Origin of the sequence: Cellulomonas sp. Leaf334, from assembly GCF_001424195.1 — a bacterium.
Lineage (GTDB): Bacteria > Actinomycetota > Actinomycetes > Actinomycetales > Cellulomonadaceae > Cellulomonas.
Map to the genome: position 1 here is coordinate 413,152 of NZ_LMOO01000008.1, position 26,766 is coordinate 439,917.

Annotated in this window: 24 protein-coding genes, 1 tRNA gene, 1 pseudogene and 1 other annotated feature; of the genes and pseudogenes, 11 read left to right on the forward strand and 15 right to left on the reverse strand. The window is 67.4% G+C overall.

Features of this window, described 5'->3' with window-relative positions; translation table 11 throughout:
* Positions 1–41: 41 nt before the first annotated feature.
* The 12 genes and pseudogenes from ASF78_RS20025 to ASF78_RS22155 all read right to left on the reverse strand — a co-directional run bounded on the left by ASF78_RS20025 (position 42) and on the right by ASF78_RS22155 (position 13,132).
* On the reverse strand, positions 42–254 hold the full coding sequence (locus ASF78_RS20025) for a hypothetical protein (protein ID WP_056593719.1): 213 nt from the start codon (positions 252–254) through the stop codon (positions 42–44).
* A gap of 125 nt (positions 255–379) precedes the next feature.
* The gene (locus tag ASF78_RS20030; protein ID WP_056593722.1) at positions 380–1,318 is read right to left on the reverse strand and encodes an aldo/keto reductase; all 939 of its coding nucleotides are present in this window, start codon (positions 1,316–1,318) and stop codon (positions 380–382) included.
* A gap of 781 nt (positions 1,319–2,099) precedes the next feature.
* Positions 2,100–3,503 (reverse strand): hypothetical protein, encoded by a 1,404-nt coding sequence (locus tag ASF78_RS22505; RefSeq protein ID WP_156374249.1) that lies wholly within the window; start codon positions 3,501–3,503, stop codon positions 2,100–2,102.
* Entirely contained in the window at positions 3,500–5,158 is a 1,659-nt protein-coding gene (locus tag ASF78_RS22510) for an HD domain-containing protein (RefSeq protein WP_156374250.1), read from the reverse strand. Before ASF78_RS22510 ends, ASF78_RS22505 begins: the two co-directional genes overlap by 4 nt.
* Positions 5,159–5,528: 370 nt before the next feature.
* Positions 5,529–6,702, reverse strand: a pseudogene (locus ASF78_RS20045) (IS3 family transposase).
* Positions 6,362–6,478, reverse strand: a sequence feature (AL1L pseudoknot). Its footprint overlaps the pseudogene before it by 117 nt.
* A 338-nt stretch (positions 6,703–7,040) precedes the next feature.
* Positions 7,041–7,871 (reverse strand): hypothetical protein, encoded by an 831-nt coding sequence (locus tag ASF78_RS20055; protein WP_056593734.1) that lies wholly within the window; start codon positions 7,869–7,871, stop codon positions 7,041–7,043.
* 71 nt (positions 7,872–7,942) lie between these two features.
* Positions 7,943–8,800: a hypothetical protein gene (locus ASF78_RS22515; RefSeq protein WP_156374251.1), complete on the reverse strand. Its 858-nt coding sequence runs from the start codon at positions 8,798–8,800 to the stop codon at positions 7,943–7,945.
* Complete coding sequence (locus tag ASF78_RS20060) at positions 8,800–9,876, reverse strand: hypothetical protein (RefSeq protein ID WP_156374252.1); 1,077 nt, start codon at positions 9,874–9,876, stop codon at positions 8,800–8,802. The genes ASF78_RS22515 and ASF78_RS20060 overlap by 1 nt, the downstream gene beginning before the upstream one ends.
* A 57-nt stretch (positions 9,877–9,933) precedes the next feature.
* On the reverse strand, positions 9,934–11,151 hold the full coding sequence (locus tag ASF78_RS22140; RefSeq protein ID WP_082495221.1) for a DNA cytosine methyltransferase: 1,218 nt from the start codon (positions 11,149–11,151) through the stop codon (positions 9,934–9,936).
* 64 nt (positions 11,152–11,215) lie between these two features.
* Positions 11,216–12,064 carry a protein NO VEIN domain-containing protein gene (locus tag ASF78_RS22145; RefSeq protein ID WP_082495222.1) on the reverse strand — a complete coding sequence of 283 codons (849 nt, stop codon included), beginning with the start codon at positions 12,062–12,064 and terminating at the stop codon, positions 11,216–11,218.
* 79 nt (positions 12,065–12,143) lie between these two features.
* Positions 12,144–12,569, reverse strand: a complete 426-nt coding sequence (locus ASF78_RS22150) for a very short patch repair endonuclease (protein WP_082495223.1) — start codon at positions 12,567–12,569, stop codon at positions 12,144–12,146.
* A 119-nt stretch (positions 12,570–12,688) separates the two neighbouring features.
* Entirely contained in the window at positions 12,689–13,132 is a 444-nt protein-coding gene (locus ASF78_RS22155) for an NUDIX hydrolase (RefSeq protein WP_082495224.1), read from the reverse strand.
* 59 nt (positions 13,133–13,191) lie between these two features.
* Here ASF78_RS22155 and ASF78_RS20080 point away from each other — a divergent pair, with 59 nt between their 5' ends.
* The 7 genes from ASF78_RS20080 (at position 13,192) to ASF78_RS20110 (ending at position 19,368) form a co-directional block, all read left to right on the forward strand.
* Positions 13,192–14,010, forward strand: a complete 819-nt coding sequence (locus ASF78_RS20080; RefSeq protein WP_235518721.1) for a GntR family transcriptional regulator — start codon at positions 13,192–13,194, stop codon at positions 14,008–14,010.
* Between the two features lie 76 nt (positions 14,011–14,086).
* Positions 14,087–14,521, forward strand: coding sequence for a plasmid replication, integration and excision activator (locus ASF78_RS20085; RefSeq protein WP_235518723.1), 435 nt, complete (start codon positions 14,087–14,089; stop codon positions 14,519–14,521).
* Entirely contained in the window at positions 14,518–14,907 is a 390-nt protein-coding gene (locus ASF78_RS20090; RefSeq protein ID WP_056593749.1) for a hypothetical protein, read from the forward strand. The genes ASF78_RS20085 and ASF78_RS20090 overlap by 4 nt, the downstream gene beginning before the upstream one ends.
* Positions 14,908–14,927: 20 nt before the next feature.
* The gene (locus ASF78_RS20095; RefSeq protein ID WP_200940663.1) at positions 14,928–16,367 is read left to right on the forward strand and encodes an FtsK/SpoIIIE domain-containing protein; all 1,440 of its coding nucleotides are present in this window, start codon (positions 14,928–14,930) and stop codon (positions 16,365–16,367) included.
* Positions 16,367–17,938 (forward strand): replication initiator, encoded by a 1,572-nt coding sequence (locus ASF78_RS20100; protein ID WP_156374254.1) that lies wholly within the window; start codon positions 16,367–16,369, stop codon positions 17,936–17,938. The genes ASF78_RS20095 and ASF78_RS20100 overlap by 1 nt, the downstream gene beginning before the upstream one ends.
* Positions 17,935–18,162, forward strand: a complete 228-nt coding sequence (locus ASF78_RS20105; protein ID WP_056593756.1) for an AlpA family transcriptional regulator — start codon at positions 17,935–17,937, stop codon at positions 18,160–18,162. The genes ASF78_RS20100 and ASF78_RS20105 overlap by 4 nt, the downstream gene beginning before the upstream one ends.
* A 108-nt stretch (positions 18,163–18,270) precedes the next feature.
* Positions 18,271–19,368 (forward strand): site-specific integrase, encoded by a 1,098-nt coding sequence (locus tag ASF78_RS20110; RefSeq protein WP_156374255.1) that lies wholly within the window; start codon positions 18,271–18,273, stop codon positions 19,366–19,368.
* 81 nt (positions 19,369–19,449) lie between these two features.
* On the opposite strand, the gene ASF78_RS20115 is transcribed toward ASF78_RS20110, so the two are convergent.
* Positions 19,450–19,539: transfer RNA gene (locus tag ASF78_RS20115), tRNA-Ser, on the reverse strand.
* Positions 19,540–19,609: 70 nt separating this feature from the next.
* Here ASF78_RS20115 and ASF78_RS20120 point away from each other — a divergent pair.
* Positions 19,610–20,452, forward strand: coding sequence for an NAD-dependent protein deacetylase (locus ASF78_RS20120; RefSeq protein ID WP_056593762.1), 843 nt, complete (start codon positions 19,610–19,612; stop codon positions 20,450–20,452).
* Here ASF78_RS20120 and tadA read toward each other — a convergent pair.
* Entirely contained in the window at positions 20,428–20,919 is a 492-nt protein-coding gene (tadA, locus tag ASF78_RS20125) for a tRNA adenosine(34) deaminase TadA (RefSeq protein ID WP_369816350.1), read from the reverse strand. The two genes, ASF78_RS20120 and tadA, sit on opposite strands and share 25 nt — an antisense overlap.
* A 39-nt stretch (positions 20,920–20,958) precedes the next feature.
* On the opposite strand from tadA, the gene upp reads away from it, so the two are divergent.
* From upp to ASF78_RS20140, 3 genes are all read left to right on the forward strand, one after another.
* The gene (gene upp / locus ASF78_RS20130) at positions 20,959–21,594 is read left to right on the forward strand and encodes a uracil phosphoribosyltransferase (protein WP_056593765.1); all 636 of its coding nucleotides are present in this window, start codon (positions 20,959–20,961) and stop codon (positions 21,592–21,594) included.
* 197 nt (positions 21,595–21,791) lie between these two features.
* On the forward strand, positions 21,792–22,058 hold the full coding sequence (locus ASF78_RS20135; protein ID WP_056593767.1) for a hypothetical protein: 267 nt from the start codon (positions 21,792–21,794) through the stop codon (positions 22,056–22,058).
* A gap of 49 nt (positions 22,059–22,107) precedes the next feature.
* Positions 22,108–22,773, forward strand: coding sequence for an SDR family oxidoreductase (locus ASF78_RS20140; protein ID WP_056593770.1), 666 nt, complete (start codon positions 22,108–22,110; stop codon positions 22,771–22,773).
* Between the two features lie 9 nt (positions 22,774–22,782).
* Here ASF78_RS20140 and ASF78_RS20145 read toward each other — a convergent pair whose 3' ends face one another.
* Positions 22,783–26,679 (reverse strand): sigma-70 family RNA polymerase sigma factor, encoded by a 3,897-nt coding sequence (locus ASF78_RS20145; protein ID WP_056593773.1) that lies wholly within the window; start codon positions 26,677–26,679, stop codon positions 22,783–22,785.
* Between the last annotated feature and the right edge of the window lie 87 nt (positions 26,680–26,766).

Sequence of the window (26,766 nt, forward strand, 5' to 3'; positions counted from 1 at the left end):
GCCGGCGTCGTCTCGCTCTCCCAGCTGAGGCCGTCCGTCCGTTACCGCCCGTTCGGGCGACGACGCCAGCGAGCTGCCACGCCGATGATCAGCAGACCGACCGCCGCGGTGAGAGCTCCCGCGACCTGCCAGCCGGGACGGTGCCCGGTGATGGGAGCGCAGTTCCCGACACACGCCACGGGTTCGATCCGGACCAGACCGGAGCCCTGCAGGAACCACAGCGCGCCCAGTGCCACGAGAGCCAGGCCGAACATCCCTGCTGCTATACGTACGTAGAGCACTTCTCTCTTCCTTCGGTGAGCACCCCTCGTCCGCGCGCTGGCCGACGTCGAGGTGGCTGGTGGTCCACGGGGGTCCGCTTGATGCTCCTGGGACAGCGTCAGTGAGCCGCGTCCAGACGGGCTCGTTCCTCACTGGTGAGCTCTGTGGTCGCACCCTCCCACGCGAGCTCCAGCTGCCCGACCGTGCTTCCGCCGATGATGGGTACCAGGTGGGGTGAACCACCCGTCAGCCACGACAGCACCACCTGTCCGCGTGTGAGTCCCCGGGCGGCGGCCACCTCGTCGAGAGCGGCAAGCCGCCTGGCGTTGCCGGGGTGGTCGTACTCGGGCCCCCAGGTCCGGTCCGGGCGGTCGTAGGCGCCGAGCAACAGCGCGGTGTAGACCCACCCGGTGATCTCCGGCCGGCGGAGGAGGAGCTCGAGCCCGTCGACGGAGAGCATGCCCAGCGGCATCGGCTGGCCGACGACGTCGGCGCCGGGGAGTGCCTGCAGGTACGAGTAGCGCTGCTGATACGCCGTGGGCGCGGGCAGCCCCGTGCGGGCGGCGCGCCAGCAGATCTCCTCGACCGCGAACGACGGGTGGTTCGAGACGCCGTACGCGCCCACCACCCCCTCACTCACCAACGACCCGAAGACGCCTACCGTCTCGTCCAGAGGCGTCATGCGGTCCTCGACGTGCGCCCAGAGCAGGTCGACGCGGTCGACGCCCAAGCGATCCAGACTTCCGCTGATGCCCGTGCGGACGGCCCGCTCCGACAAGCCCTCGAGGTCGTCGGGAAACCCGCCTGGGCGATTCGGTTGGGCACCGACCTTGGTGCTCAGCCTCACCGGCGCGCCTGCGTTCACCTCCAGCCAGCGGCCCAGCGCCGCCTCGCTCTGCCCCCCGAGCCCGGACGGGTCCTCCCAGAACGAGTAGTTGTCCGAGGTGTCGAGCCAGGTGCCGCCCAGCTCGACGAATCGATCCAGCAGTGCAAAGGCGTGCTCGTCGTCGAGACGGGTGCCGAAGTACATGGTCCCCAGAACGAGTGGTGTCGTCATGTTCAGGAGTGAACTCCCTGTAGTGCGCTCCAGGTCAAGTGTGATTGCGCGGACTGATGGCCTACACCGTCGGAGAGACCTCGAGGAGGTCAGGTAGGGAGTGAAAAGGGAGTGGCGGGAACGACGAAGGACCCCACAGCCGCATGTTCATGCGGGTGGGGCCCTTCGACTGGCGGTAGCGGTGGGCTTGGGTCGCTTGTCTTAGACGAGGTTGGCTCGGTCCGACGATCTCGCATCTGACCTGGTCGGACATGACCTCGGATCGTGTAACGCGTTGTACGTTCTCGGACCTGATTGGACGTCAAAGAGGAGGGCAACCGGCGACCTTCTAGCGGTGGGAACACTTAGAGGCGCTGAACCGATAGCGGAGCACAAGAGGCTGTCGGAGGTCCGGGTCAGGGGTGGCGCCAGCCATCACGCAGTGACGCCGTAGGCGCCCTTGACGCGGAGTGGAGACGGCCGGATGCTCGGCGGTCGGTGCGGGGCCGGGCGTCAGGACAGTGCAAGAGCGCGGTGCAAGCAGGCGGTTCCGGGGAAGATTCGGGACCGCCTTCGGCATGCTCGAGGTCGGCTGGAGGGGTGGGGTGCGCGCAGCGAGCTTGCGAGCGGAGCGCGGGGCCCCGCCCCGGAGGCCGACCCGCGCGGCGGAGCCGCGCGCTTGAGTCAGTAAGGAAAGTTCTCACGAAGCGGGTCCGGACCGAATAGGCCGCGGCGACGTCGACGAGGCTCGGCGAGCGTTGCATCGTCGAGGTAGGACGTGGGCTGGGGACTAACGACGAGGTCAGGACTCGTCTGTCGTGAATTCTGCCAGAGCCGCAGCGCTGCTCAGCCGTCGTAGGCTCGCGTCCACAAGCTGGATTCCTCGCGCGTCCCTCAATCGAACGAGGGCCGTGCGCGACTCCTCCAACAACTTGCGCGCCTCGTCGAGATCTGCAGGGATGTCGGACGAGACGGGAAGAAGGTCAATCGTGATCGCTGCGAGAGTGTGCGCGGCGTGCGCAACGTGACGCCGGTCATTCAAACGCCTGCCAAGCGCAAGGCTGCGCTTGGCGAGTGCTAGAGCACCAGACATATCTCCAGAGCGACGACGACTCGACGCCTCCATATTCAACAGCTTTGCGAGACTCCGGCCGCCTACACCGTCGCGAGCTGCAATCTCCTCCGCATCGCTTAGCAGTGCCTGGTAAGAGGACTCGTTTCCGAGCTCGCGCTCAATCAAGGCGGCGGCCGTACGCGCTTCCACCGCACGCTCACCGTACTGCGAGATCTCTATCGCTTCGTAACCCAAACGTTGGGCATCTTCGCCATGCCCAATCTTGAGTTGCGCTTCCGCCAGGTACTGAAGCGTTCGCCCTAGGACGTCGTAGTTCTCCGCGTACTTCGTAGCTTCGTCCAATGCGGTAATCGCTCGCCGAGCCGCTTCGACACTTCCTGTCCGATTACTCAGTGCGAGTTCGACGCGCCCAAGAGTGCTCAAGGTGAAAGCAAGCCCTCTCTCGTCCTCAATTTCACGGCCTATTGACACAGACAGCTCAACGCGGTTCTTGGCCTCGTCGAGCGCTCCGTCCCCGTACAGAGCCACCGCGACGAGATGCGCCGAGATGGCGGCCGCTATGTCGCGCGTTGGCTCGTCGAGTACGGTCTGAAAGTTCGCCACTGCCTCCACGCGTCTTCCGCGCGCCCACAAAGAAAGTGCCATAAAGAAGGTCGCCGCGCGACCTCGATGGGCGCCGTAGACAGAAAGCAATCGCGATACGTCGCGAGAGGCTGCCGACTTATACCTCTCGCCGTCCTCGCGAACCACTGCGACGAGCCGCTTCAGCCCAGCGCCGCCTTCGCCACTCGCCTCGCCCACGAGGTATGCGATGACCTCGGTATTTACGTACGCGCCATGGCGACCCATGACCAATTCTAGTGAGCCGCCCATTCCATTACGTGCGTGCGAAGAGAACAATTCAAGCGCCGCTACGTAGGTCGGACGGTCTTGGGTTAACAGCCGTCCTCGCAGGTCCGATCGCATCGGCTCGGGGATCCTCCATAAGCCGTCGCGCTCAACGAGTACGCCGGATTGCTTGATGGAGGCGAGAAGCCCACCCGCATCTTCGACACCTTCGGGTCCCAGCAACTCCGACGCTAGAGCGTCGTCGAACCACGGCACGGCGCTGAGGAGGTCGATCGCGCTCACGACGGCACGCCTGAAAGACGCAACAGATACTGATCGCGCAGTCGCTTAAGCGCCGCGTAGCCAAGTTGGGCTTCAGCAGCCGATTCCGCCGAATCTGCGTCCATGTATCGGACAAGATCGCGGCTCACTTCGTCCTGATCGAGGGCAATCGTTGATGCGGAGGCGAATCCGAACTGCTCCACGCGTTGCCGCGCACCCGGTTCGACGCTTATTACAATTGAGGCATCAAGCTCATCCCTCATTCTCCTAAGCGCTGTCTGCAATAGCCATTCAAATTCCCGGCCGTCGAGGCGATCGCAACTCGAGACAGTGACAATAGCGGCGGCCGTCGACTCGGACAGTTTGTGAATGATGTTGTCGAGGCGATCGTTCGAATTGGCGACTGCGGCAATACTTCTAGGGTCGACACCTGCCGCTCGTTCCCACTCGCTGATTATGTCGGCTATTGTCGCCGCACCAAGCGAGTTGTAGATCGAGCGGCTCGCAATTACGCGAGTCCCCTCGCCCGCGAGTCGAGCCTCCGCGGCGTCGAGCAGGTCCTCACGGCCGGATAAGTCGACAAACGAGTCGTCGAGCGGTCCGATGATTGCGATGGGCTGTCGCGCCGAGATAGCTCCAAGGACATCAGCCAGTTCTCTTACGTGATCGAGCATGCGATCCCGCGCATTATCGGCCCGTATTACCGCCATGGCCAGGGGATCGGGTGCCGCGCCCTGCAGAACGGCCGGCACGCGAGACACGGTAATGGCTCGAGACAGACTCGCGTGGGATCCAAACCCGCCCGAGAACTCGACTTCGACCATGGCCACCTGGCGTCGCAGCTTGTCGACGATCCATTGTTCGACGGCGAGAGCGTCGAGTTCGGGGAACCCCTTGAGCGCCTGGGTAGTCAGCGCAAATCCGACCGAGCCCCCCGGGCGATGTTGGACTCTGCAAGCGAGCACGTGCCGATGCTTAATCGCGTGGGCTTCCGATACATGATTGAGCGTAGGATGCGCTAACGAAGGGCGCGCCCGCTCATAGTGCAAATCCAGTTCATCGGCAATTAACAGTATCGATCCCAAGAGGGGGCCTCGAACCCTCTCATTCCGCACGTCTGACATAGATCGCAGGAAAGTGCAGGACGACTCAAAAAACTCCGTGCCGTGCGCCCTTGCAACATATGCGACGACCTGGATGAGCGCATTGTCAGCGGGCAGCCCAATGGCTTGGGCGCCCTCAAGGATCACTGAGGCCGACTCGTCCGGGTGGCGGTGGCGAATTGTCGCCTGATGCTGTGGCGTTATCGGCCCCAGAGGCTGACCGAGAGACTGCATTCCCAGATCGTGTAGCCAGGCGCTGACCCATAGCACATACCGCTCGAGCGGCGATAGTGCGAACTGTTGCGGCAAGCCTGGAATCGAAGCAATCTCTAGCGCGTAGTCAGCGACGCGTCGGGAATGTCCCGGCCCATGATCCGTGAACCATGGCATCGGGTTGTCCGCCCACCATCGCTCGACGTACTCCTCGACGCGCAGGAGACTAGGGCCGAGGTCGCGGTGCCCCGCAGCGTCGAGGGTGCCCACCGAGAGCGTCAACCGTTCCTCCTGGGCTTCAGAAGCGTCCTGGGGCGGCGCCGTCGCAAGCGCTGCGGCCAGACTAGCGCGCCGTGCCACGCAGGCGTGCGTCGCACGGGTGATGCCGGGACTCGCCGTCTCCCGTGATGCCGCATGCAATTCCGGCTCTGCCGCACCTTGGACGTGCTCGCTCCGGCCGTGTGATGGCCCGGTGGGATTGGAGCCAACCCGGGAACGAATGTGTCGGAGCCAGAGCCGGGGCCAGGCCCGGGCGGGACCCTACAAGCGCCGCGCAAGCAACTTGCGGGATCCCTAACGGGGCAGGATTCCGGCCAAGAGGGCGAGCCCGGCGCCGAGTGCGGCCAAGACTGCGACGTCGAGGGCTTTGGCACGCACGGCAAGTACTATCGGCCCCGGCGCGGGCAGGGGGGCGCGTACTGAGTCGCACTGGGTCTGATGGAGGCTCGGGCTATGGGATTTCGACCAGGTGCTGGTCGTTCCCGTGGGAAGCGTAGAACGCGGCCTCGAACTCGGCGGGCGGGATGTCGCCGAGGTAGCCGTGCAGGCGTTCGGTGTTGTGCCAGTGGACCCAGCCGAGGGTCGCCAGCTCGACGTCCTCGACGGATCTCCAGGGTCCTGTGCGGGCCGGTCCGCGGATGAGCTCGGCCTTGTAGTAGCCGTTGACGGTCTCGGCCAGGGCGTTGTCATAGGAATCGGCGACGGTCCCGATCGAGGGAACCACACACCGATCTCGGCGAGGCGTTCGCCTTAGCGGATGGACGTGAACTGGGCGCCCGCATCGCTGTGACACCGCAGCCCGTCGATGCGAGTGCCACGTGACCAGCGGGCCATCTCGATCGCGTCCAGGACCATCTCGGTGCGCATGTGGGACGCGACCCGCCAGCCGACGATCTTGCGGGAGAAGACGTCGATGATGAAGCACACGTAGGCGACCCCGGCCCACGTCGGGACGTAGGACAGGTCGGTGACCCACAGCCGGTTGGGTGCGGTCGCGGTGAAGTCGGGGTTGACCAGGTCCGCGTGCCGGAGCGCCGCAGGGTCGGGCCGGGTCGTGCGGACCCGTTTGGTCCGCCGGGCACCGGCAATCTGCTCGGCTCGCATCAGCCGCCCGACCTGATCACGGCCCACGTCCCAGCCGGCCCGGCGAGCGGCCTTCCACAGCTTGCGCGCCCCGTAGACACGGTAGTTCGCCTCCCACAGGTCTCGCAGGGCCGGGCGCAGGACGCCGTCGCGGATCACCCGCGGGCACGGCCGGCGGGACTTGGCCGCGTAGTACGTGCTCGGCGCCACCTGCAGGACCTCGCAGATGGGCTCGACCCCGAGCTCGCCACGATTCGCGTCGATGAACGCGACTACCTCTTGTGTTGGCGGTCGAGCTCCGCCCCGAAGAAACTCGCCGCTCGCTTGAGGATCTCATTGGCCCGACGCAGCTCGCGGTTCTCCTGCTCGAGCTCACGCATCCGAGCCGACTCCGACGAGCTGACCCCCGACGCTCGCCCGTCGTCAATCTCGGCTTGACGCACCCACAGCCGCACCGACTCGGTCCCATAGCCCAGCTGGGTCGCGACCCGCTGGACCGTCCCGTGATCGGTCCCGAGCTCGGCCCGCAACGTCCGGACCATCCGCACCGCTGCGGCCTTCTCCTCCTCGGAGTACCGGCGCGTGGTCGGCTTCCCCTTCGACAGATCTCTCGGCGTGACTCCATCCTCGTTTCCAAGGTCAGGAGCCTCCAAGCAACCCAGCGCGACTCATTTCGGCCTTCAGGCAGTGGTTGACCGGAGATTCGCCGCCGCCAACTTGCCCTTGGGATCGTCAGCAATCTTGACAGATTCAACCGCCGCAGGAACGCGCTGGGGCAAATGCTCTGCGACTTGCCTGGCGCGGCCGAACACGGAGCGCCAGGTCGATCTCGGGATTCAGCAAGATCGTGCGTCGCAGACCTTCCGCCGAGATCTCTGTCTCAGCGTGCCCACGGGCCCCGAGCATGCCCAAACATCTGGACGGTGCCGTCGGTGTAGTGCGCGCGGATCAGACCGGCCCCGTCGACTTCGAGGCTCGAGATCGGCCCAGCGTCTAGAGAGAGGACCTCTGCCGGCCACTGACGTACGGTTGCCTCAAAGCCGACGTAGTCCTCTGCAACCTCGATACCGGTGACGAAGGAGTCGCCTGTGTGGACCGGGCGAGTCGAGTGGTCGCCAACCTCGTATCCAGCCTCCGTGAACGCACGCTCGTACGAACGCTCAACAGCCCACGCCACTTGCCGTACAAGGTAGGCACTAAGCGGAAGGCCGCCTACGCCGAAGAGCGTGGCTCGATCCAGTAGATCCGGAACGGTGTGGCTCACGTGAGCCCCATAGGTGTTCGCGATCGTCGTAATGAGGTACGCGTAGGAGTACGTCGTGCGCTGGGAGGCGATGGGCATCCGCAGCGAGGTCAGCCCAAGCCAGCGCAGGAAAGGTTCCTCCCTCCGCCATCCCTCGCCGCCGCGCTGGTCTTCGCCTAACCCGTCGTAGTCGGGCAAGTTCCCGAACGACAGGACTGTCTTCGGTTGATTCTGCGGCGCCCTTGAAACCGTGACAGTTGGGAACGAAATGCCAATCTTTTCGAGGCGCCGGCACACACTGTTTCCCCTACCATCTGAGATCAGCGTCCGCAGCAGCGACGAGACCGTCTCCGACGCGTGAGGGTCACCCTGGTCTACAGCGTCCAGGTTCGTGCTCAACCGATGGAGCGTCGACTGGGCCTGCTTGATCAGCTCGACCGGGGTGGTACTGCGCTCGGTGTGGCTCACGGCGCGAGCGTAGGGCAGGACGTGAGACCTTCGCTGCCAGGCTGGCTCCCCGGCGAGCCAATTCCGTGCCGCTACGCGACGCTCAGTTCGCTTACCCGGTCCGAAACTCTAGCTCGCACGTCGTCAGTAAAGGTGACGGTCTGCGCAAATTCGAGCAGGCGTGGCCGATCAACGATCCAACCCGCCCGCTTCGACGCGCGAATCCATTGCTCTTCGGCGAGTCTAATGACGTTCGGAACGCAAAACATCCGAACGGGGGGCACGGCCCAATTTAGATGAAGTCTCCATTCATCAATGTTGATATCATCGAACTTGCTTCCCCAGTTCCGGCCAGTCGCACACTGGATTAGAAAATGCAAGTCCGCCCCGCGCCTGTCGGGGAAAGGAAGCCAAAACACCACATCCAGGCCAAGGTCCTTGTCATTTGGGAAGGGCGCGGACGGCACCTCTATTTGCTTCATCCCAGACTGTGCCGCATATTTGCTGATGCGCTCACGAAACGACGGGTCTGAGCCATGGCTAGCGGGATGGCCGACTCGAACCGCTGTCGGGCCGACTCGCGAGGCGACAACGTCGCAAACCAGTTCCTCGAAGAGGATTCGGTCCGCGCTCTCAGCCTGGCCCAACCCCAACAGGCAAAGATACTTATAAAAGTTGATCGGGTCACTCGCGTCTGCTGACCGCAACCGAAGCCGGTTCTGTTCTAGAACCAGCGGCCAGCGGTCACCAAACAGTTCAGAACGTGCCTCCAGTTCGGTCCAAACCTGCTGCTCTAGCATGTCGGGGTTCTGAACGTCCTCCTGCGAAATCGCGGACTTCAAATCACCCCGCTTGAACTCGGAAGCCTCGGCCAAGACAACGCATTCACACCAGTCCGCGACCTCCGATACCTCCGGCCTGTCCCCGGTTGGAAACAGCGGCTTCTCCACTACTCCCCTCCGACGATGCGACGCAATCCGTCCGACAATTGTCGAATCCGTTCTAGACCGGCGCGGACCTCGGGATCGTCGGTGTATACGGCAACGATTCCGGACACTTCACGCAGGGCGCGCTCAGCAGAGTTGATCTTTCCAAGCAGATACTCCTTCTCCCCGGCACTGTACTCGTACGCCCCCTCGAGGTCGTTTGTGCGGCGCAGGTGTGCTGTCGCTTCTTCACTAGCCAGAACTGGTGCTAGGCGATTCGCGATGGCGCGAGAGTCGATGATCACGGGCGCTCTGTCGGTTGTACCAAATACCCACCGGGCCACGTCTTCTAGCGCATCGAGCTTGTCGTTCGGAACGAGTTCTTCGACGGTTGCACTCGGCAGCCGTCTAGGAAGACCAAGGAACTCCTTGATCGGTCGCTGTCCAAGAGTGACTTCAAGCAACGAAAAGCGGTCGCGGATGGGTTTGTCGGGTATTCCGACGTCGCGCGTCATTTGTTGAAAGACGATGAAGTCCTGATAGAGCTTCTTGACGGTTTGAGTGGTGTCGCCGATCAGATCTTCGACCTGATCGAGCGATCGACCCGACTCGATGAGCTGTGCAACGAATCGCGCCTTCTGGAACGGTGCCCACTTCTTTGCGCCAGTGATGTGGCGAAAGCCGAGAAATGGAAACACATCCTCACGGTTGCCGTACTCCACGCACGGGACCTCCAGAAGCCGATCCCGCGTCTCACCTTGGACGCTCGGCCAACCAGTGACTCGAAGCCTTGCCCGGAGTGCCTCGTCGAGTAGAAGCTTGAGAGTTGCCAGTCGCCTGTTGCCCTCAACTACGATCCACTGATCGGTCGTAGCACCTCTGTCTCTAACCACAACAAGCGGCTCTTCGGCGAAATACCCGTTGTCAGCGAATGAGGGAGCAAGCTCGTCCAGGCCCTCCTGCTCATAGAGCTGCCTGATGAGCTTCTCTTGGGTGGCCTCGCCGCTGATCACAAGTCTCGGATTTTCGGGGTCGAGCAGAAGTCTCTCGACGGGGATATAGCGAAGTTGTGACTTGATCAACGGAGTTTCATCGGTCACGGAACGCCTCCTCGGCTGCCGCACGTCCGGCGCGGCCGATTCTCCGGTGGACGTGGTTCATGACGGCCTCGTGTTCTGCTCGGTTGGGTGGCCAGCAGGGCCAGCCCCGGCTCCCGGATGCGCATCGCGGCTGTACACGCGCGCCTTCCAGCGCTCGGGGAGCGCTACCGGCGGAATCGGGTTGGGCGGCGCTTCCTTGCGACGAACCGCGATCGTGGGCCGTAACTGCTCGGCCGTCGGAACTTCGGAGCTAAGGAGGGTCGTCGAAATGTAGCGGCCCATGGCTTCTGCGAGCGGCGGAGGAGTTGCGTTGCCGACAAGTCGAACCGCGTCGCGCGGGCTACCCGCAAGCTCCCAACTGCTCGGGAATCCCTGGAGTGCTAGTCGCTCCTCGATCGCAAGCGGCCTATTGTCCCAATGGAACGGGCCAGTCGATGGCCCGGGGCTGGCCGGAAGGGTCCATGCAGGGGCGTCACGCCGCAGTTTCAGCAGGAACGACCAATATCTGGTCCGATACCCGAATAGCTCCACACTTGGGCCGCCGCCACGCGCAGTCAGGTGGAGATAGTTGCCCCCCTCGGGGATGCTCGGCAGTAAATCGGCGTAGCCGCCCTCTGCTCGAGGGACGGACGCGATCGTGAGATCCGAGATGGCGTCCCAGGCAGTCACCGGATTTCCAGAGTGGGAAGGCGCCGGTCGCGCGAGCCCCTCGGCCGGTGCCCCGTCCCTAAATGCGATACCAATGGCGCGACGGCGGTTCTGAGGTACGCCATAGTCGGCGGCGTTCAGAATCCAGTGTTCGAGGCGGTATGACGTCTGGTGTTTATCGTTAATCTGGCCAAGTTTATGGGAGATCAACTCAACAGCAGAGTTCCGCCCTTGTAGGAACCCGGCGACGTTTTCGATCAAGATCGCGGATGGAAGGAATCTGTCGACTAGATTCAGCATCCCGAGTACAGTCTTCCCTCGGTCGTCGTCCGTTCCTGGCTTTGGCTTCTGCCACTGGGCTGCCATGCTAAACGGTTGGCATGGGGGTCCACCCGCGAGAAGCGTAAGTTCTCGGGGCTCGAGGTCGAGGTCTTGCGGGCGCAGCGTTGCCCCGGCCGCCACGACATCGTGCGGCTCCAATATGGGCCATTCAGGGCGATTCTTGATCAATGTGTTGCGCGGGAGTTCCTCAAGCTCGATGCAGCCGACCGAGGTGAAGCCAGCGGCCTCAAGTCCGAGGTCCATGCCGCCGGCTCCGCTGAAGCACGACAGAACGGACTTGTCCACATTAAGTTCCTTTGGCAGCACGGACGGAGACGCCTCCTGGCCATGGAGCACGCCCGCGCGGAGTCTAGCCTGGCTGGCTGGCGGTGTCGGCCGACACCCTGGCGGGCTGGACACGGCCGGCCCAAGCTTCTGGCTTGAGGTCGACCTTCGACGGGTCAAGCGGTCCGAGCAGCGTGGCCACGAGGTGGGTTCGCGTCACACGGTCCACGTTGTACACGACGATCAGCCGGAAGTCCTCGCCCCGGGCCTCAGCGTGGAGTCGCTGGCCCTCCGAGAGGTGGAAGACCGGGTCTTGGAGAACCGTACCTTTCACTTCAACGTGAAGGTCGCCCGGTGAGCGCGCGACCATGATGTCGTAGCCGGGATTTCCAGGGGGCATCTCGGTTACCGCTTCCGATCCAAACTCATCAGCGAGCAGGTTCATGGCAACAGCAACCGAATAGCGTTCAAGCAGACTGGCATGTTCCGCAGACGCGAAGCCTTTCCGTCCTGTGCTCTCGCCCTTTGTCTTGGTGGGTACTCCGGCAGATGCCAGTTCAACTATATTTGCGAGAATTTGGTCCGAGATCCTGCGCACACCGTTCTGCCAATTCGTCCTCTTTGTGGAACCCGTCTCGATATATTTCCCGTCGCTATGCCTGGCCGGGACTGGATGTTCGAAGAACTCGACGTCCGCTACGTCTGCAACAGACTTACCGTCGCGCCTGCTAGGCCGTACATCGCCTACTACGCCGACTCCGAAGTATACTGGTCGGCCGTCGTCGACGCCCCTGCTTCCTTTGTAATATACGAACGGTTCGCCGCATTCGACTAGTCCGCGATATCGCACTGGGAACTCGTACTGGAGACCGAGTACGTCGTCATAGGTCAGTCCGGAAGCAGTCGGGGCTTCGGATACGAATACGAGCGGCATGCGCTGACTCCTGTGTTCCGTGATCAACTCGCGCGTTTATACAGGACCTGCGATGGCCAGCAACCGAAACACGCTGAGGTCACGGTAAACTGACGATGACAGCCCGGACACGAGCCGCGGCGTCCGCTCCTACCTCGTGCTCCCATACTCGAATGACACACCAACCGAGCCTGGCCAGATAGCTGTCGGTGTCTCGATCGCGCGCTCTGTTGGCGGCAAGTTTCACAGCCCACCATTCGCTGTTGGCCCGTGGCGAAGTGCCGTGCACAGGGCAACTGTGCCAGAAGCAGCCGTCGACGAACACCGCGACCTTGGTTCTGGGAAATGCTATGTCCACCGTTCGACGACGGTTCCCTGGGACTGGATACGCAACTCGATACCTCAGGCCAAGTGCGTGAAGCTCTCGTCGAAGCGTGAGTTCGGCCGCCGTGTCCCTCCGCCGGGCGACACGCATGCGCCGTGATGCGCCTTCGGACGATGCACCTGGATGCGGCGGAACGGCCATGGAATCGACCGTCCGGCGCTCCGTGGTGCTTCTCGCGCTATCCACGATGCCCCCTGAGATGGACGGTGGTGAACAGGAACCACCCAACGTTCGCTGACGCCTCGTGAGGAGGGATTCGATCAAGCAGTGACCGCAGTATTTGGAAGGACGACCACACCATCATGAGCTCGGACATGCACGCCGTTGTCGAGGGCGTCGAGGACCCGAGCGGCGTAGGCGGGCTTCATGAGACTGGGCACTTCTTGGATGTTGCGCCACGCGACGGTGATCGCTTCCTCGGTCTGGGGCAGCGGCTCGGACAGCAGCCGGCAGCGGAACACGAGTGCGACGATCCCCCGTCGCATGTTCTTGTAGACGCCTGTCAGTCGCTCGACCTCGACTCGTGCGCCAGTCTCTTCCTCGACTTCGCGCATGACTGCGTCCTCGATTGTCTCGCCGAGTTCGAGCACGCCCCCAGGCGGCTCCCACCGCCCGTTGTCGCGGCGGTGGATCAGCAGGACACGCTTGCCGGTGGCGTCGAGCACGATCCCCGCTGCGCTGACTGAGTGCTGTGGTGTCGGCATCTGTGGCCCACCTCCCGTCTGTGACAGTGTAGGAATCACACACGTTTACAGGAGTCTGAGTGACCAGCCAAGAGGACCGTGCGGCGCGCCTGCACCTCGTCGGTGCCCCTGGCACAGCGCTCGACAAGGACTCCGACCGCCCTCTGTTCAAGCAGATCGCCGACTCCCTACGCGCGCAGATCATCGCGGGAGAACTCGGGCCCGGCGACAGAGTGGCCTCCGAGACGCAGCTGATGGAGACGTACCACGTTGCGCGCATGACGGTTCGGCAGGCGCTCGCGCTGCTGAAGGCCGAAGGACTGTTGGTGGCCGAACACGGCCGCGGCGTATTCGTTCGCGCGCGCCCCGTCGTTCGGCGTGTTGCATCCGACCGTTTCGCCCGTCGCCACCGCGAGGCCGGTCAGGCGGCGTTCATCGCTGAGGCACAGGGCGTGGCGGCTCCGAGCGTCGACGAGCTCGAAGTGGGGTACGAGACCGCCCTCCCCCATGTCCGCGAGGCGCTGGCTCTCGGTGCGCGAGCCAAGGTGCTCGCCCGCCGCCGGCGGTACTTGCTCGACGGTGAGCCCGTCGAACTGGCGCAGACCTTCGTGCCGGCTGACCTGGCCAAGGGGACGCCGATTGAGGAGCGCCACACGGGCCCCGGCGGCGTGTATGCGCGTCTGGAGGAGAACGGGCACCACCTCGCAGAGTTCACCGAGGAGGTAGCCGCACGGATGCCGACGCCCGAGGAGCGCCAACGTCTGCGGCTATCCGAGGGCACGCCGGTACTCACTGTCCGGCGGATCGCCTTCCGCAAGGACGGAGTGCCCGTAGAGACGACGGACACCGTCAAGGCCGCTCCGGCCTACGTCTTGGAGTACCGGTTCCCCGCTGAATGATCCCAACCCCTTGCCACTCCTCTAGATGAGTGGTTCTCTGGTTCCGAGCAGAGAGCTGCTCTAGTCGAGTGAAGGAGTGATCGCCGTGGCCATTGCCAAGCGTTTCGAGATCGCCCACGAGACGGTGTTCCCCAAGGGGGCCTACCTGCGAGGGCTCGTGGAACCCGTCGCGGACTTCCAGGCCGAGCAGCGCCCGGACGGCTCGCGACCCCAGCAGCACGACAAGGAGACGGGCCTGCGACTGTGGCAGTGCACCGTCATCGACGGCGACGACGAGGCCGGCCGTCGCGAGATCGGCGTGACCGTGAAGTTCGCCGGAGAAGTCCAGCCGGTGCCGCCGAAAAACACCTCGTCGCTGCCGTGGACGCCTGTGGAGTTCATCGGTCTGACTGCGCTGCCCTACGTCGACGACTCGGGCAAGCGGCCTCGTATCGCGTGGTCGTTCCGCGCGCAGGGCTTCGCCACGCCGGGCCAGTCGGTCAAGGCCGGGGAGCCGAAGGCGGCGGCGTGATGTCCGCGCTCTCTGCCGACCGGATCGAGGACGCGTCGACCGAGCCTGGCCCGACGATCCCTGAGCTGCTGACCATGGCGGCCGACGTGGTGGCAATGGTCGACGGTCATGTGCGGTCGACCGATGTCGGTCACGGCATCGTATCTGTCCACGTGACCTGTCAGGCCGCCGCCGAGTACCTGGCCTGGCGGCTCGCGCTGGACCAGGTCACGGTCTACGAGCCCACCAGGACGTGCCTGGGGTTCGCGGTCTGGAGCGGTGGGGCGTGGCCAGAGGCGGGGTTCAAAGTCTTCTGCCGGGGCGATCTCGTGCCACCGCTGCGAACGTTCCCCTGCCGGGAACTCCAGGGGGTTCGGGACACCACCATCGTGGCTGAGGCCGCGTAGTGGTGAGGACCGTCCGCCTCGTGCTGAGCCGGCTCGGCAGCGCTATCTGGCTCTTCGCCTCCTGGACCGTTCGGTCGTGGCGGGCGATCCTCGTCTGCCTCGTGATCGGCAACCTGTTGGTGATCGCCGATCACGAGGCGGCGGGCGTCGCGGTGCAGTGGCTCGTCCCCGCCTGGAGTCTCGTGCGAGCCGTCTGGAACACCGCGAGTCCACTGACCTACGAAGTGGTGCTCGGGGGCCGGTTGCGCCGTCGCGCGTGGCGGCGCCGGGTCCGCAAGGAGTGGGCCCGGGTCGCTCAGCGGTGTGGACTGGCATCGCCCCGGGAGAAGGACGAGCGGCAGACCATCGCCCGACTCTCAGGCATTCAGACGAGCGGAAACATCCTGACGCTGCGTGTTCGTGCTGCGGTCGGTCAGACCGTTGACGATCTGGATCGCGCGGTCGAGGCCATTGCGACGGCGTTCGGCGCACAGTCCGCGGAGTGTCGTCGCGTCGGCCCGGGCATGGTCGAGATGAACCTCACGATGCGCGAGCTGCTGCACGAGCCGACGACGCCACCAGTCCCTCACGATCTCGAGACGGAGGCCGTCGACCTCGGCCGTCGCTCAGACGGCTCGCCATGGCGGCTCGAGTTGAACGGCCGGCACACGCTCGTCGTAGGACGGTCCGGCGCTGGCAAGGGATCGATCTTCTGGGGCATCGCCGGCAACCTGGCACCGGCCGCCCATGCCGGCCTGGTTCGGCTGTGGGGGATTGACCTCAAGGGTGGCGTCGAGGTCGCGGTGGGCGCGGGCATGTTCTCGGCAGTCGCGATGGATGAGCACTCCGCGCTGCGCCTGTTGAAATCGCTCCATCAGGTAATCGTTGAGCGGCAGGCGGTCATGCGGGGTCGTTCGCGCCTGTTCGAGCCGTCCCCGGGCGACCCGTCACACGTGCTCTTGATCGACGAGCTCGCTGTCCTGACCGCGTACGCCTCGCGCGACGTCGTCAACGAGGCATCCACGCTGCTGAAGCGGATCCTCACCCAGGGGCGCGCGCTCGGCGTGATGGTGGTGGCGTTCGTGCAGGACCCGCGCAAGGAGACCGTGGGCATGCGGGAGCTGTTCACCCAGACAATCGCTCTGCGGCTCGCCTCGTCGTCCGAGACGCGCATGGTCCTGGGTGACGGCTACGGCGACTTGGCTCCGGCGCATCGCATTGACCGGACGATGCCCGGCGCGGGGTACGTCGTGCGGGACGACGGCGCGGTTGAGCGGGTCCGGGCTGACTTCTGGCCGGATGACGTCATCCGGATGGTCGCCGAGATCTACCCGGCACCGGTGCCCTCGGTCGACGTTGATGAGGACCGTCCCGTGAGTGAGCCGCTCTTTGTCGCTCCTCCCGACGCTGATGCTCCTCCAGCTCCGCGCAGACGGACTCCCCGCACCCCTCGAAAGCCAAAGGACTCCGAGGTGGCGTGATGACGACGGCAACTCGTGACAACTTCTGGGGACACGGCCCGGACGCTCCCCTGGAACTGGGGGACCTCTCCCAGTCCGAGGTGCAGTCCATCGTGGAGCGACTCGGTGACGCCACGATGCCGGCCCTCGCCGAGACACTCACCAAGACCGGTAACTGCGCCCACCCGGTTCGGTTGGTCGGCCGGTCGGAGACCGTCGATCTGCGTACAGGCGAGATCGTCGACACCTTCCGCTCCGCCGATGAGCCGATGGGCTTGCTCTACAAGCCATGCGGCAATCGCCGGGAGGTGGTGTGTCCGTCGTGTTCGCGCCTCTATGCGCGTGACACCTTCGAGCTGATCTCCACCGGCCTCCACGGTGGCAAGGGTGTCCCTACGGCGGTCAGAGCTAACCCGCTGCTGTTCGTTACCTTGACCGCTCCGTCGTTCGGTCCTGTCCACGGAGTACGTGAGGGGAAGCATCCTTGCTACCCGCGCACCAGGCTGGCGATGTGCCCGCACGGTCGCCGGCTGACGTGTTGGGCCCGCCACGACTCCGACGATCCCCGGGTGGGCGCGCCGCTGTGCGGCGATTGCTACGACACCGAGTCGGCGACCATCTGGCAGTGGCATGCGCCCGAGCTGTGGCGCCGCTTCACCATCGCGCTGGGCCGTCAGCTGGCCGCCGATCTCGGTGTACGGGACCGCGACCTGAAGCACCGTGCACGCCTTGAGTACGCGAAGGTGGCCGAGTTCCAGGCACGCGGCTTGGTCCACTTCCACGCTCTCGTGCGCATTGATGGGCCTGACGGGCCCGGGTCTCCTGCACCGATCCCCGCGGCCAGGCTCGAAGACGCTCTGCGCGACGCCGCAGATGCTGTGCGGTGCACCGCCCCTCCCGTCGATGACGCCGACGTCGAACGGGTCCTCCGTTTCGGAGCGCAGACGCACGTCAGGATCGTCCGCGCAGGCTCCGTCGCCGGCGACGGGATCACAACGGAACAGGTCGCCGCGTACCTGGCGAAGTACTCGACCAAGGCGGCCGGTGCCGACCCGAGGCACCCTCTCCCCCACCTGGCGAGGCTCACCGAGTTCTGCCGCGCGCTGTCCTCTCGTGCCCTCGCTGGGTGCCCGTTCGCGTGCGAGGAGCGGACCGGCGACCGACACCCACGACTGTGCGGAGACTGCGCCCAGAACCCCTACGCGCTGCTCGGCCGATGGGCGGCCATGCTGGGCTTCCGTGGCCACTTCTCGACCAAGTCCCGCCGCTACTCGGTCACTCTCGGAGCCCTACGCCGCGCTCGCCGACGTTTTCAGGGTCTGACCGCAGAAGCCAGACGCCGTGCGACTCCCCTCGACACCCGCGAGCTCGAACGGCAGCTCATGGCAGACGACGAGGAGACCACGTTGGTCGTCGGCTCGTGGGCCTACGACGGCTCGGGATGGCCACGCGCCGGGGACAAGGCACTCGCCGATGCCGCTGCCTCACAGGCCCGGAAGTATGCCAAGTGGCGAGCCGAACAACGCCGCAACCGCCCAGCGACAACTGACAGGACGAGTGACGGGAAACGAGATCAGGGGGATATGAGATGAGCACAACGAGCACGGGAACGACTGACAGATCGACCGCCCGAAGGCGCCTGTGGACGCCGGACGAGCTGGCTGAGTACCTGGGCGTGACCCTGCACTGCATCTACGCGTGGTCGAGCCGAGGCGACGGGCCGAAGGTGCTCCACGTCGGTGGTCGGCTGCGCTACCGGCCGGAAGACGTCGACGAATGGCTCGACCGCGTCACCGACGGCCGGGAGGAGGGGTGAAACGTGGCGCGGGAAGCCATCCAGCCGGGCCGCTGGGGTCGGATCTCCCGTAGAGAGGTCTCCCCAGGCGTCTGGCGTGCGCACGCGCGCTATCGAGACTTCGCGGGTGTGCTGCACAAGGTCGGAGCACGAGGTCCGTCTGCATCCGCGGCGGAGTCGCGACTCCAAGACAGGCTGATTCGAGCCAATACCGAGGGCGTGGTCGACGGCAGCGCCACGATCCAACCTGACACCCGCATGGGTGTCGTCTTCGACCAGTGGATCGCCGAGAAGCGCGTCGAGGGCCAGATCAGTCCGCAGTCGCTGACCACCTATCTGGGTGTGCTCGAGCGGGACTTGCGGCCGGCGTTCGGAGCGCTGCGCGTCCGGGAGGTGACGCCCGTCGCAGTCAACCGCGTGCTCATGGCGTTGGGCGGAGCGCAGAAGTTCGACACTGCCCGCCAAGTCCGCAACGTGATGTCGCAGGTCATGATGATGTGCGTCCGGTACGGCGCGGCCCCGGTCAACCCGGTCCGCGATGCCGTGACGGTTCGCAAGCCGAGGCGCGACGGGGTCCGGACGATCTCCCTCGAGGACATTGCCCTGCTGCGCAAGGCTGTTCGAGAGTGGGAGGACCGGCCGGCGCTTCTCCGTGGCCGGCGGAACATCACGCTCCTGCCGCAGATCGTCGACACGATGCTGGGCACCGGTCTGCGGATCGGTGAGTGCCTGGCGCTGCGCGTGGAAGACCTCGACCTGGAAGCCGAGATCCCGACGCTCACCGTCACTGGCACGGTGGTCAGGGCGGACGGCCGGCTGATGCGACAACCCAAGCCCAAGTCAGACTCCTCCCGGCGGACGATCACGCTGCCGACGTTCGTGGTCGCGGCGATCCGGACCGCGCTGGATCTCGGGCTCGATGGCGGTCCGGACGACCTGGTCTTTCCGTCAACGAAGGGCTCGCCACGGTCGCCGGGTCGGGTGCGCGACCAGCTGCGTGCGGCGCAGGAGGGCACCAGCATCGACGTCACACCGCACGACTTCCGGCGGACGGTGGCGACCCAAGTAGCGAGGGGCAGCACGCTCGCGCACGCGACGGCACTGCTCGGGCATGCCGACGAGAGCACCACAGCACGGCACTACGTGCAGCGAATCCACGTCGCCCCAGACCTGCGCGTGGTGATCGACCAGCTCGTCGCTCAGGCGTCGGATGAGGCCTCGATTTGAGGCAATGTGGAGCCAAAGCGGAGCAGCGGGAACGACGAAGGACCCCACAGCCGCATGATCACGCGGGTGGGGCCCTTCGACTGGCGGTAGCGGTGGGATTTGAACCCACGGTGGACTTTCACCCACACACGCTTTCGAGGCGTGCTCCTTAGGCCGCTCGGACACGCTACCTCGGCGAGAAGGGTACCTGGTCGGGAGCCCGTCCCACGAATCGGTCCGCACACCGTCGTACGGTGGACCGATGGAGGCGCTCCCGATGATCGCAGGTTCGCTGGCGGACGTCGTCGAGGTGCTTGCCGGGCACCGGCTTGCGGCGCTCACGGGGGCGGGTGTCTCGACGGACTCCGGCATCCCCGACTACCGCGGCCCGGACTCTCCGCCACGGACGCCGATGACGTTCCAGCAGTTCACGGGCGACGAGGGGTTTCGTCGTCATTACTGGGCGCGGAACCACGTGGGCTGGCGGCACGTGCACCGGACGATGCCGAACGCGGGCCACCGGGCGCTGGCGGCGCTGGAGGACCGCGGCGTGGTGACCGGCCTGATCACGCAGAACGTGGACCTCCTGCACGAGGCGGCGGGCTCGCGGCACGTCATCGACCTGCACGGACGGTACGACCGGGTGCGGTGCCTGTCCTGCGGCATCGTGATCTCGCGCGCTGAGCTGGCGGAACGGCTCGACGCACTCAACCCGGGGTTCACCAGAGCGGTCGCGGACATCGAGATCGCCCCGGACGCGGACGCGGTGATCGAGCAGACCAGCCACTTCGTCGTCGCGGACTGCAGCGCGTGCGGAGGGATGCTCAAGCCGGACATCGTGTACTTCGGCGAGAACGTGCCACGTGAACGGGTGGAGCGGGCGTACGCGATGGTCGACGCCGCGGACGCGTTGCTGGTCGCGGGGTCGTCGCTGACCGTGCAGTCGGGTTTGCGGTTCGTGCGGCACGCGGCGCAGACGGGCAAGCCGGTGGTCGTCGTGAACCGGGGCGCCACGCGCGGCGACAAGTACGCGGCCGTGACGCTCGATGCGGGGACCTCGGAGACGCTGGCGGAGCTGGCTCAGGCGTTGCCGGCACCGCGCTGAGCCTCGAAGAACCGTTGCAGGAGCAACCCGCACTCCTCGGCGCGCACCCCCCCGACCACCTCGACACGGTGGTTCAGCCGCCGGTCCCGTACGACGTCCCACTGCGACCCGCACGCCCCCGCCTTCGGGTCCCACGCGCCGAGCACGAGGCGCGGGATGCGGGCGAGCACGGTGGCGCCGGCGCACATGAGGCACGGCTCCAGGGTCACGACGAGCGTGCAGTCGTCGAGCCGCCAGCGTCCGAGCCTGTCCGCCGCGGACCGCAGCGCGAGGATCTCCGCGTGTCCGGTGGGGTCGGCGTCGGCTTCCCGACGGTTGCGGCCCCGACCGACGACGTCACCGGCAGGGCTGACGACCACCGCACCCACCGGGACGTCCCCGGTGAGCGCCGCGCGGCGGGCCTCGTCGAGCGCGAGCCCCATCGCCCAGGCGTCGGCCGCCTGCCACGGGCGGAGGAGGTCAGTCATGAGGGCATCATCGCGTACGGCGCCGGGTAGGTTGAGGCCATGCGCCTGCACGTCGCGGACCACCCCCTGGTCGCCCACAAGCTCACCGTCCTGCGCGACGAGACCACTGCGTCGCCCACGTTCCGCCTCCTGGTCGACGAGCTGGTCACGCTGCTCGCCTACGAGGCGACCCGGCACGTCCACGTCGAGTCCGTCGACATCGTCACCCCCGTGACCGCGACGACCGGCGTCAAGCTGGCCGACCCGCGCCCGCTCGTCGTGCCGATCCTGCGTGCGGGCCTCGGCATGCTGGACGGGATGACGCGCCTGCTGCCCACGGCGGAGGTCGGCTTCCTGGGGATGCAGCGTGACGAGGAGACCCTCGAGGCGATCACGTACGCGAACCGGCTCCCCGACGACCTGTCGGGCCGCCAGTGCTTCCTGCTGGATCCGATGCTCGCGACGGGCGGCACGCTGGTCGCCGCGATCGACTTCCTCCTGGCCCGCGGCGCCCGCGACGTCACGGCCGTCTGCCTGCTGGCCGCCCCCGAGGGGCTCGCGGTCGTCGAGCAGGCTGTGGGCGACCGGGCCGACGTGTCCGTCGTCGTCGCCGCCGTGGACGAGCGCCTCAACGACAAGGCGTACATCGTCCCGGGGCTCGGGGACGCCGGGGACCGGCTGTACGGGGTCGTCTGACCTGTCCCACCCCCTGGGACACGGGCAGATCGCCCTTGGTGATGGCGCACCCTCGTGCAACAGTCGCCTCATGTCCACGTCTGCGCTGCGCCTCGCCGCCGCGTATCCGTGCGCGTGTCATCGGTCCTGATCCACCAGGCCCCGACCACCCCCGCCGCCCGTCCACCGGGCCCGCGGACCGCGCACCCGGAGACGTCATGGCACTTCCTGCACAGCTTCCCGCCCCCCAGCCGGGGCTGCTCCTGTACGTGAGCCTGCCCGAGGGCACCGCCCGCGCGCCCGGCGACCTGGCCGAGGTCGCCGAGGTGCTGCGGGAGTTCGCCACGGAGATGCTCCCCGGCGCCGAGACGTACACGGCGCTGTCCCTCGCCCCGGCGGGGTCCGACGACGTGCACCGCCTCGGTGACCGCATGAGCCACCTGCGGCTCCTCGACGTCCTCGCCGACCCGGGCGACACCGGCTGAGCAGCGCCCCCGCTCGCAGGTCCTCGTCGTCGTGCTTACCGTGGGTGCCATGCGCATCGCGATCGCCGGAGGCCACGGTCAGGTCGCACGACACCTGTCCCGCGCCCTGTCCGCCCGAGGCGACGTCCCCGTCGCGCTCGTCCGCCAGCTCCAGCACGTCGACGACGTCGTCTCCGACGGTGCCGAGGCGGTGGTCCTGGACCTGGAGCGCGCGAACGCGCGGGACGTGGCCGAGGCGATCGCCGGTGCCGACGCCGTCGTGTTCGCCGCCGGGGCCGGACCGGGCAGCGGCATCGCCCGCAAGGACTCCGTCGACCGCGCGGCAGCGGGCCTGCTGGCCGACGGCGCCGAGCGGGCCGGGGTGCGGCGGTACGTTCTCGTGTCGTCGATGGGCGCGGGCGCTCCCCCGCCGCCGGGGACCGACGACGTGTTCGCCGCGTACCTCGTCGCCAAGCGTGCCGCAGAGCTCGACCTGCGGACGCGTGACCTCGACTGGACGATCCTGCGCCCCGGTGGCCTCACCGACGACCCGGCGACCGGGAGGGTTCGGCTGGACGACTCGGTGCCGCGCGGCTCGGTGCCCCGGGCCGACGTCGCCGCGGTCCTCGTCGCGCTGCTGCACGAGCCGCGCACAGCTGGGCTGGCCCTCGAGCTGGTCAGTGGGGTCGTGCCCACCGACGCAGCGGTCGCCGCCGTCACGGAACGGGCGGACTGAGCAGTCCGCTCAGCCGCGGGCCTGCGACTCGACCGGGGGGACCGGCTCGGACCGGAGCGTGATGGCGCCGATGAGGAACTGGTCACCGGCGGTCCGCGCGGTCAGCGAGCTCACGTCGCACGCGAGCGTGACCGGGCGGAAGCCCTTCGCGTCGGTGCCGAGCGAGTTGGTGGCCCGCCAGCCGGTCGCGGTGGAGTCGAAGGCGTTCGTCGCGGAGCCGTCGGACCCTCCCCACCGGGTCGGCACCAGGGAGCGCTGGACAGGAGCGGTCGGGGTGCCCAGGCAGGTGTCGCCCAGCGTGAGGCTGTCCCCGGTCCCGGTGCGGTCGCCCTCCCAGGCCACGACGCCGATCCGGGCGAGCGTGCCCGCGTCGGCGGCGAACTCGAAGGCGAGCGGCACCGCCGCACTCCCGATCCACTGCCCGCCGTCGTACACCGTGACGGACGCGTCCGACGTGGGGTCGGAGAACACGACGACCAGCGACCAACCGGCGTAGTAGGTCCTGTCCGTGTCCGTGCCGGTGGCGCTCACCGCGATGTCCGCGACGGACCAGTCCCCCGCACCGCCGGCCGCCACGAGGGCGGTGACGTCCGCGAACGACTGGTAGTACCGCCGGTTGGCGTTGTCGGTCGGCTGCGCCAGCGTGGTGCCGGTGACCTGGGTGTACGTGCCACCGGGTCCACGCACCTGAGCCGTGGTGAAGGGTCCGCTCCACGTGTCCTTCGGACCCGCGTTCGCCGACCAGTACAGCCCGGCGAACAGGATCTCGCGGCCGGCGGGGACGGCGAGCCGCGCGGTCGACGACACCGGGACGGAGGTGCGCGGCGCCTTCGGGACGATCTTGGCCTCGTCGAGCGGCACCATCGCGAACGCGTTGTTGTCCCGGTCGCCCTTCTCGATGGCCGAGGCGCACGTGGTGACGGTCAAGGAGCAGGACAGGAGCGGGGCGCCGATCTCGGTGACGTCCGCGCGCGTGAAGCTGTCGCGCACGTCCATCCCGGCCGACGACGTCTGCACCGAGCTCTGGCTCGTCGCCGACGCGCCGAGGGCCGCCACGGCGACGGACGCGATGCCCCTCGCGCTGCCGGCCGACCGGACGCCGACCAGGACCTGCACGGTGGAGCCCGACGTCATCGTCTGCAGGTCGCACGTCACCGTGCGCTCGTCCGACGACTCGGTGCACGCGCCCGGCGGCGACGCGACGACGTCGAGGTCCGCCCGCAGGTTGAGCGGCAGGCGCAGCGTGGCGTGCGTGCTCTCCGCGTCGGCACCGCTCGCGCGCACCGTGAACGACGCGGTGCCCGTGCCGCCGCTGCCGATCCAGACCTGAGGGTCGCCCTCGTCGAGGCTGAGCACGGGGGCGGTCGCGTCGACGGCGACCTCGATCGCGGCGGCGGCATCGGCGTCCGGTGCCTGCGCGGACGCGGTCACCGGGCCGATCGCGCCAAATGATCCGGAGACGGCCTCGAGCGTGACGGGCAGGTCCAGCGTGGCACCCGGGTCGATCACCCCGGTGGTGCACTGGACGGTCGGCGCCGCGCCCGCGGAGCAGGTCCACACGCCGGGCACGACGGCGGCCTTCCCGAAGGCGACACCCTCGGGTCTGGTGAGCGTGACGGTGACGCCCTGGGCCGGCAGGTCACCGGTGTTCGAGACGCGCAGCGGGACGGTCGCGTCCGACCCGACGGCGACGGTCGCGGCGGCGGGGCCGGAGACCGCCAGCGCGGCGGGCCGCTGCACGGTGAACGGTGAAGTGACGGTCTCCGAGGTCAGCCGCCCGCTCGGCGAGAGCTCGACGGCGAGCAGCCCGCTGGTCGGGACCCCGGCCGGCGCCGACGACAGCAGCAGGGAGAGCGGGACGTCCGCGCGGGCGCCCACAGCACCCGGGTGGCAGGTCAGCGGACTCGTCCCGGTGCAGACCCACGCAGCCGACCCCGGCGCGACCGCCCCGGTGACGTTCGCCGGCAGGTGCACGGTCACGGTGCCCGCCCCGGCCGGGATGCCGGAGCCGCCCATGTTCGCCACCGGGAGGTCCAGCTGGCGGGTCCGCCCGTTCACCAGCGCGACGGTGGTGGGCACGCTGCGCAGCGTGAGACGGGCCGGCGACGGTGCGATGGCGACCCGGATGGGCGGGGCGACGTAGTCGATGCCGGCTCCGCGGACGCGCAGACCGATCTCACCGTCCGCCCGGTCGAAGGACTCGTCGATCGAGACACTCAGCGCCAGCGTCGACGTCGACAGGGGCGGCAGGCGGTCGAGCGTGCAGCGGGCCACGTTCGCGCCGTCGCCGACGACGCACACCCAGCCGGCGGCACCCATCACCGCGAAGCGCCCGCCGACGAGACCGTCGATGGCGGCTGCCGCGATCCCGTCGAGCGTGACACCGTCGGGAAGCGTGACCTCGGCGACCAGGTTCGTCGCCACCGTGCCACCGCTGTTGATGAGCCCGACCATGAGCTCCTGACCGCCGAGGCCCGCTTCGAGGGCGAGCCCACCGGACGGCACGTCGATCGACACGGACGCGGGGGCGGGTGCCGGTGGGACCACGGGGACGACGGGGGCCGTCGGGGGCACCGTGACCGCGGGGTCGTCGGCCGTCACGTCACCGGCGTCCGGGGTGTCCTCGTCGTCGTCCACGATGACGTCGGTGTCGTCGGTGTCGTCGGCCGGTGCGTCGGTGGGCTCGGGCGTCGGGAGGTCCGTCGGCTGCGGCGTCGCTGCCCCGCTGGCGTTCGGCGTCGGCTCGGGGGTGCTGCGGGCGGACTCGCTGGAGGTCGGTTCCGGCGCGGCGACGACCGGGTCCTCCGGCGAGCTCAGCAGGTTGGCGATGGCGACCGCGGCCACCGCGGCGAGCGCGACGCTCCCCACGACCGCCGCCGCGACGCCGAGCGGGATCGCCGCCAGGAACGCTGCCACCCCGCCGGTCGCGGCCGCACCGCTCGCCGCACCTGCGCCGACCGCGGTGACCGCCCCGGTCGCGGCCGCGGCGCCCGCCGTCGTGCCGCCGGCCGCCACACCACCGGCTCCGGCGCCCGCACCGGCGCCACCCGCGCCGGCCGCGGCGGCTGCCGCGGCACCGGCCGCGAGACCGCCGCCCACCGGCAGAGCGACACCGAGGGCACCGAGACCGACCAGTCCGAGCACGAGGGGCGCGATGACGGCGCGCATGCCGTGGTTGACGTCACCCAGCTCGAGCAGGAGACCGCGACAGGTGCCGCAGTCCTCGAGGTGCGCCTCGACCTGCCCGGTCTCGCGCGTGCCCAGGCCGCCACGGACGTAGGAACCGAGCTTGCCGGCGACCGTCCGGCACCCGTCGTCGAGGGGGTCCTGCAGGTGCTGCTGGAGGTAGGCCTGCCGGAGGCCCTCGCGCGCCCGGTACGCCAGCGCGGCGGTGCCGTTGGCCGTGAGCCCGAGGATCGGCGCGATCTCCGCCGGCGTCAGCCCTTCGACCTCGGTGTGCCACAGCACGGCCTGCCACCGTTCGGGCAACGAGTGGAACGCCCGGGCGACGACGCCCCGCTCGAAGCCCGCGAGCGCAGGCTCCTCCGCGGTGCCGGCCAGCGCGGTGCCCGCCTCGAGCACGGCGATGTCGTCGGTCGGCTGGACGCGACGGTTCTTCTCCCGACGCAGCCCGGCCACGCGACGCACGACGGTGAAGAGGTACGCGCGGAACGCCGCCTCAGGCCCGTTGCCCCGCTCGATGGCGCCGAAGACGGCGGTGAACGAGTCGGCGACGACGTCGTCGGCGTCCTCCGGGGAGTCCGAGTACTGCCGGGCGACCACCCAGGCCGCGCCCGCGTGCCGCTCGTAGAGCGCGCCGATGGCAGCAGTGTCGCCGGAGCGCGCGGAGGCGATCAGCTCCGCGTCTCCCGTGACACCGCTGTCCAGCTGCGTGCTTGCTGACACGAACGGCTCCCGTCGGCATACCTCGTCCGACGGCACAGCCTGCCATATACGACGTTTCTCCATAAGCAGGGTGAAAGTTCGCCGGGT

Coding starts and splice junctions, on each gene's coding strand:
- ASF78_RS20025 (WP_056593719.1), bottom strand. CDS start 254: ATGTTCGGCCTGGCTCTCGTGGCACTGGGCGCGCTGTGGTTCCTGCAG.
- ASF78_RS20030 (WP_056593722.1), bottom strand. CDS start 1,318: ATGACGACACCACTCGTTCTGGGGACCATGTACTTCGGCACCCGTCTC.
- ASF78_RS22145 (WP_082495222.1), bottom strand. CDS start 12,064: ATGCCGCTCGTATTCGTATCCGAAGCCCCGACTGCTTCCGGACTGACC.
- ASF78_RS22150 (WP_082495223.1), bottom strand. CDS start 12,569: ATGGCCGTTCCGCCGCATCCAGGTGCATCGTCCGAAGGCGCATCACGG.
- ASF78_RS22155 (WP_082495224.1), bottom strand. CDS start 13,132: ATGCCGACACCACAGCACTCAGTCAGCGCAGCGGGGATCGTGCTCGAC.
- ASF78_RS20100 (WP_156374254.1), top strand. CDS start 16,367: ATGACGACGGCAACTCGTGACAACTTCTGGGGACACGGCCCGGACGCT.
- ASF78_RS20105 (WP_056593756.1), top strand. CDS start 17,935: ATGAGCACAACGAGCACGGGAACGACTGACAGATCGACCGCCCGAAGG.
- ASF78_RS20120 (WP_056593762.1), top strand. CDS start 19,610: ATGGAGGCGCTCCCGATGATCGCAGGTTCGCTGGCGGACGTCGTCGAG.
- tadA (WP_369816350.1), bottom strand. CDS start 20,919: ATGACTGACCTCCTCCGCCCGTGGCAGGCGGCCGACGCCTGGGCGATG.
- upp (WP_056593765.1), top strand. CDS start 20,959: ATGCGCCTGCACGTCGCGGACCACCCCCTGGTCGCCCACAAGCTCACC.
- ASF78_RS20135 (WP_056593767.1), top strand. CDS start 21,792: ATGGCACTTCCTGCACAGCTTCCCGCCCCCCAGCCGGGGCTGCTCCTG.
- ASF78_RS20140 (WP_056593770.1), top strand. CDS start 22,108: ATGCGCATCGCGATCGCCGGAGGCCACGGTCAGGTCGCACGACACCTG.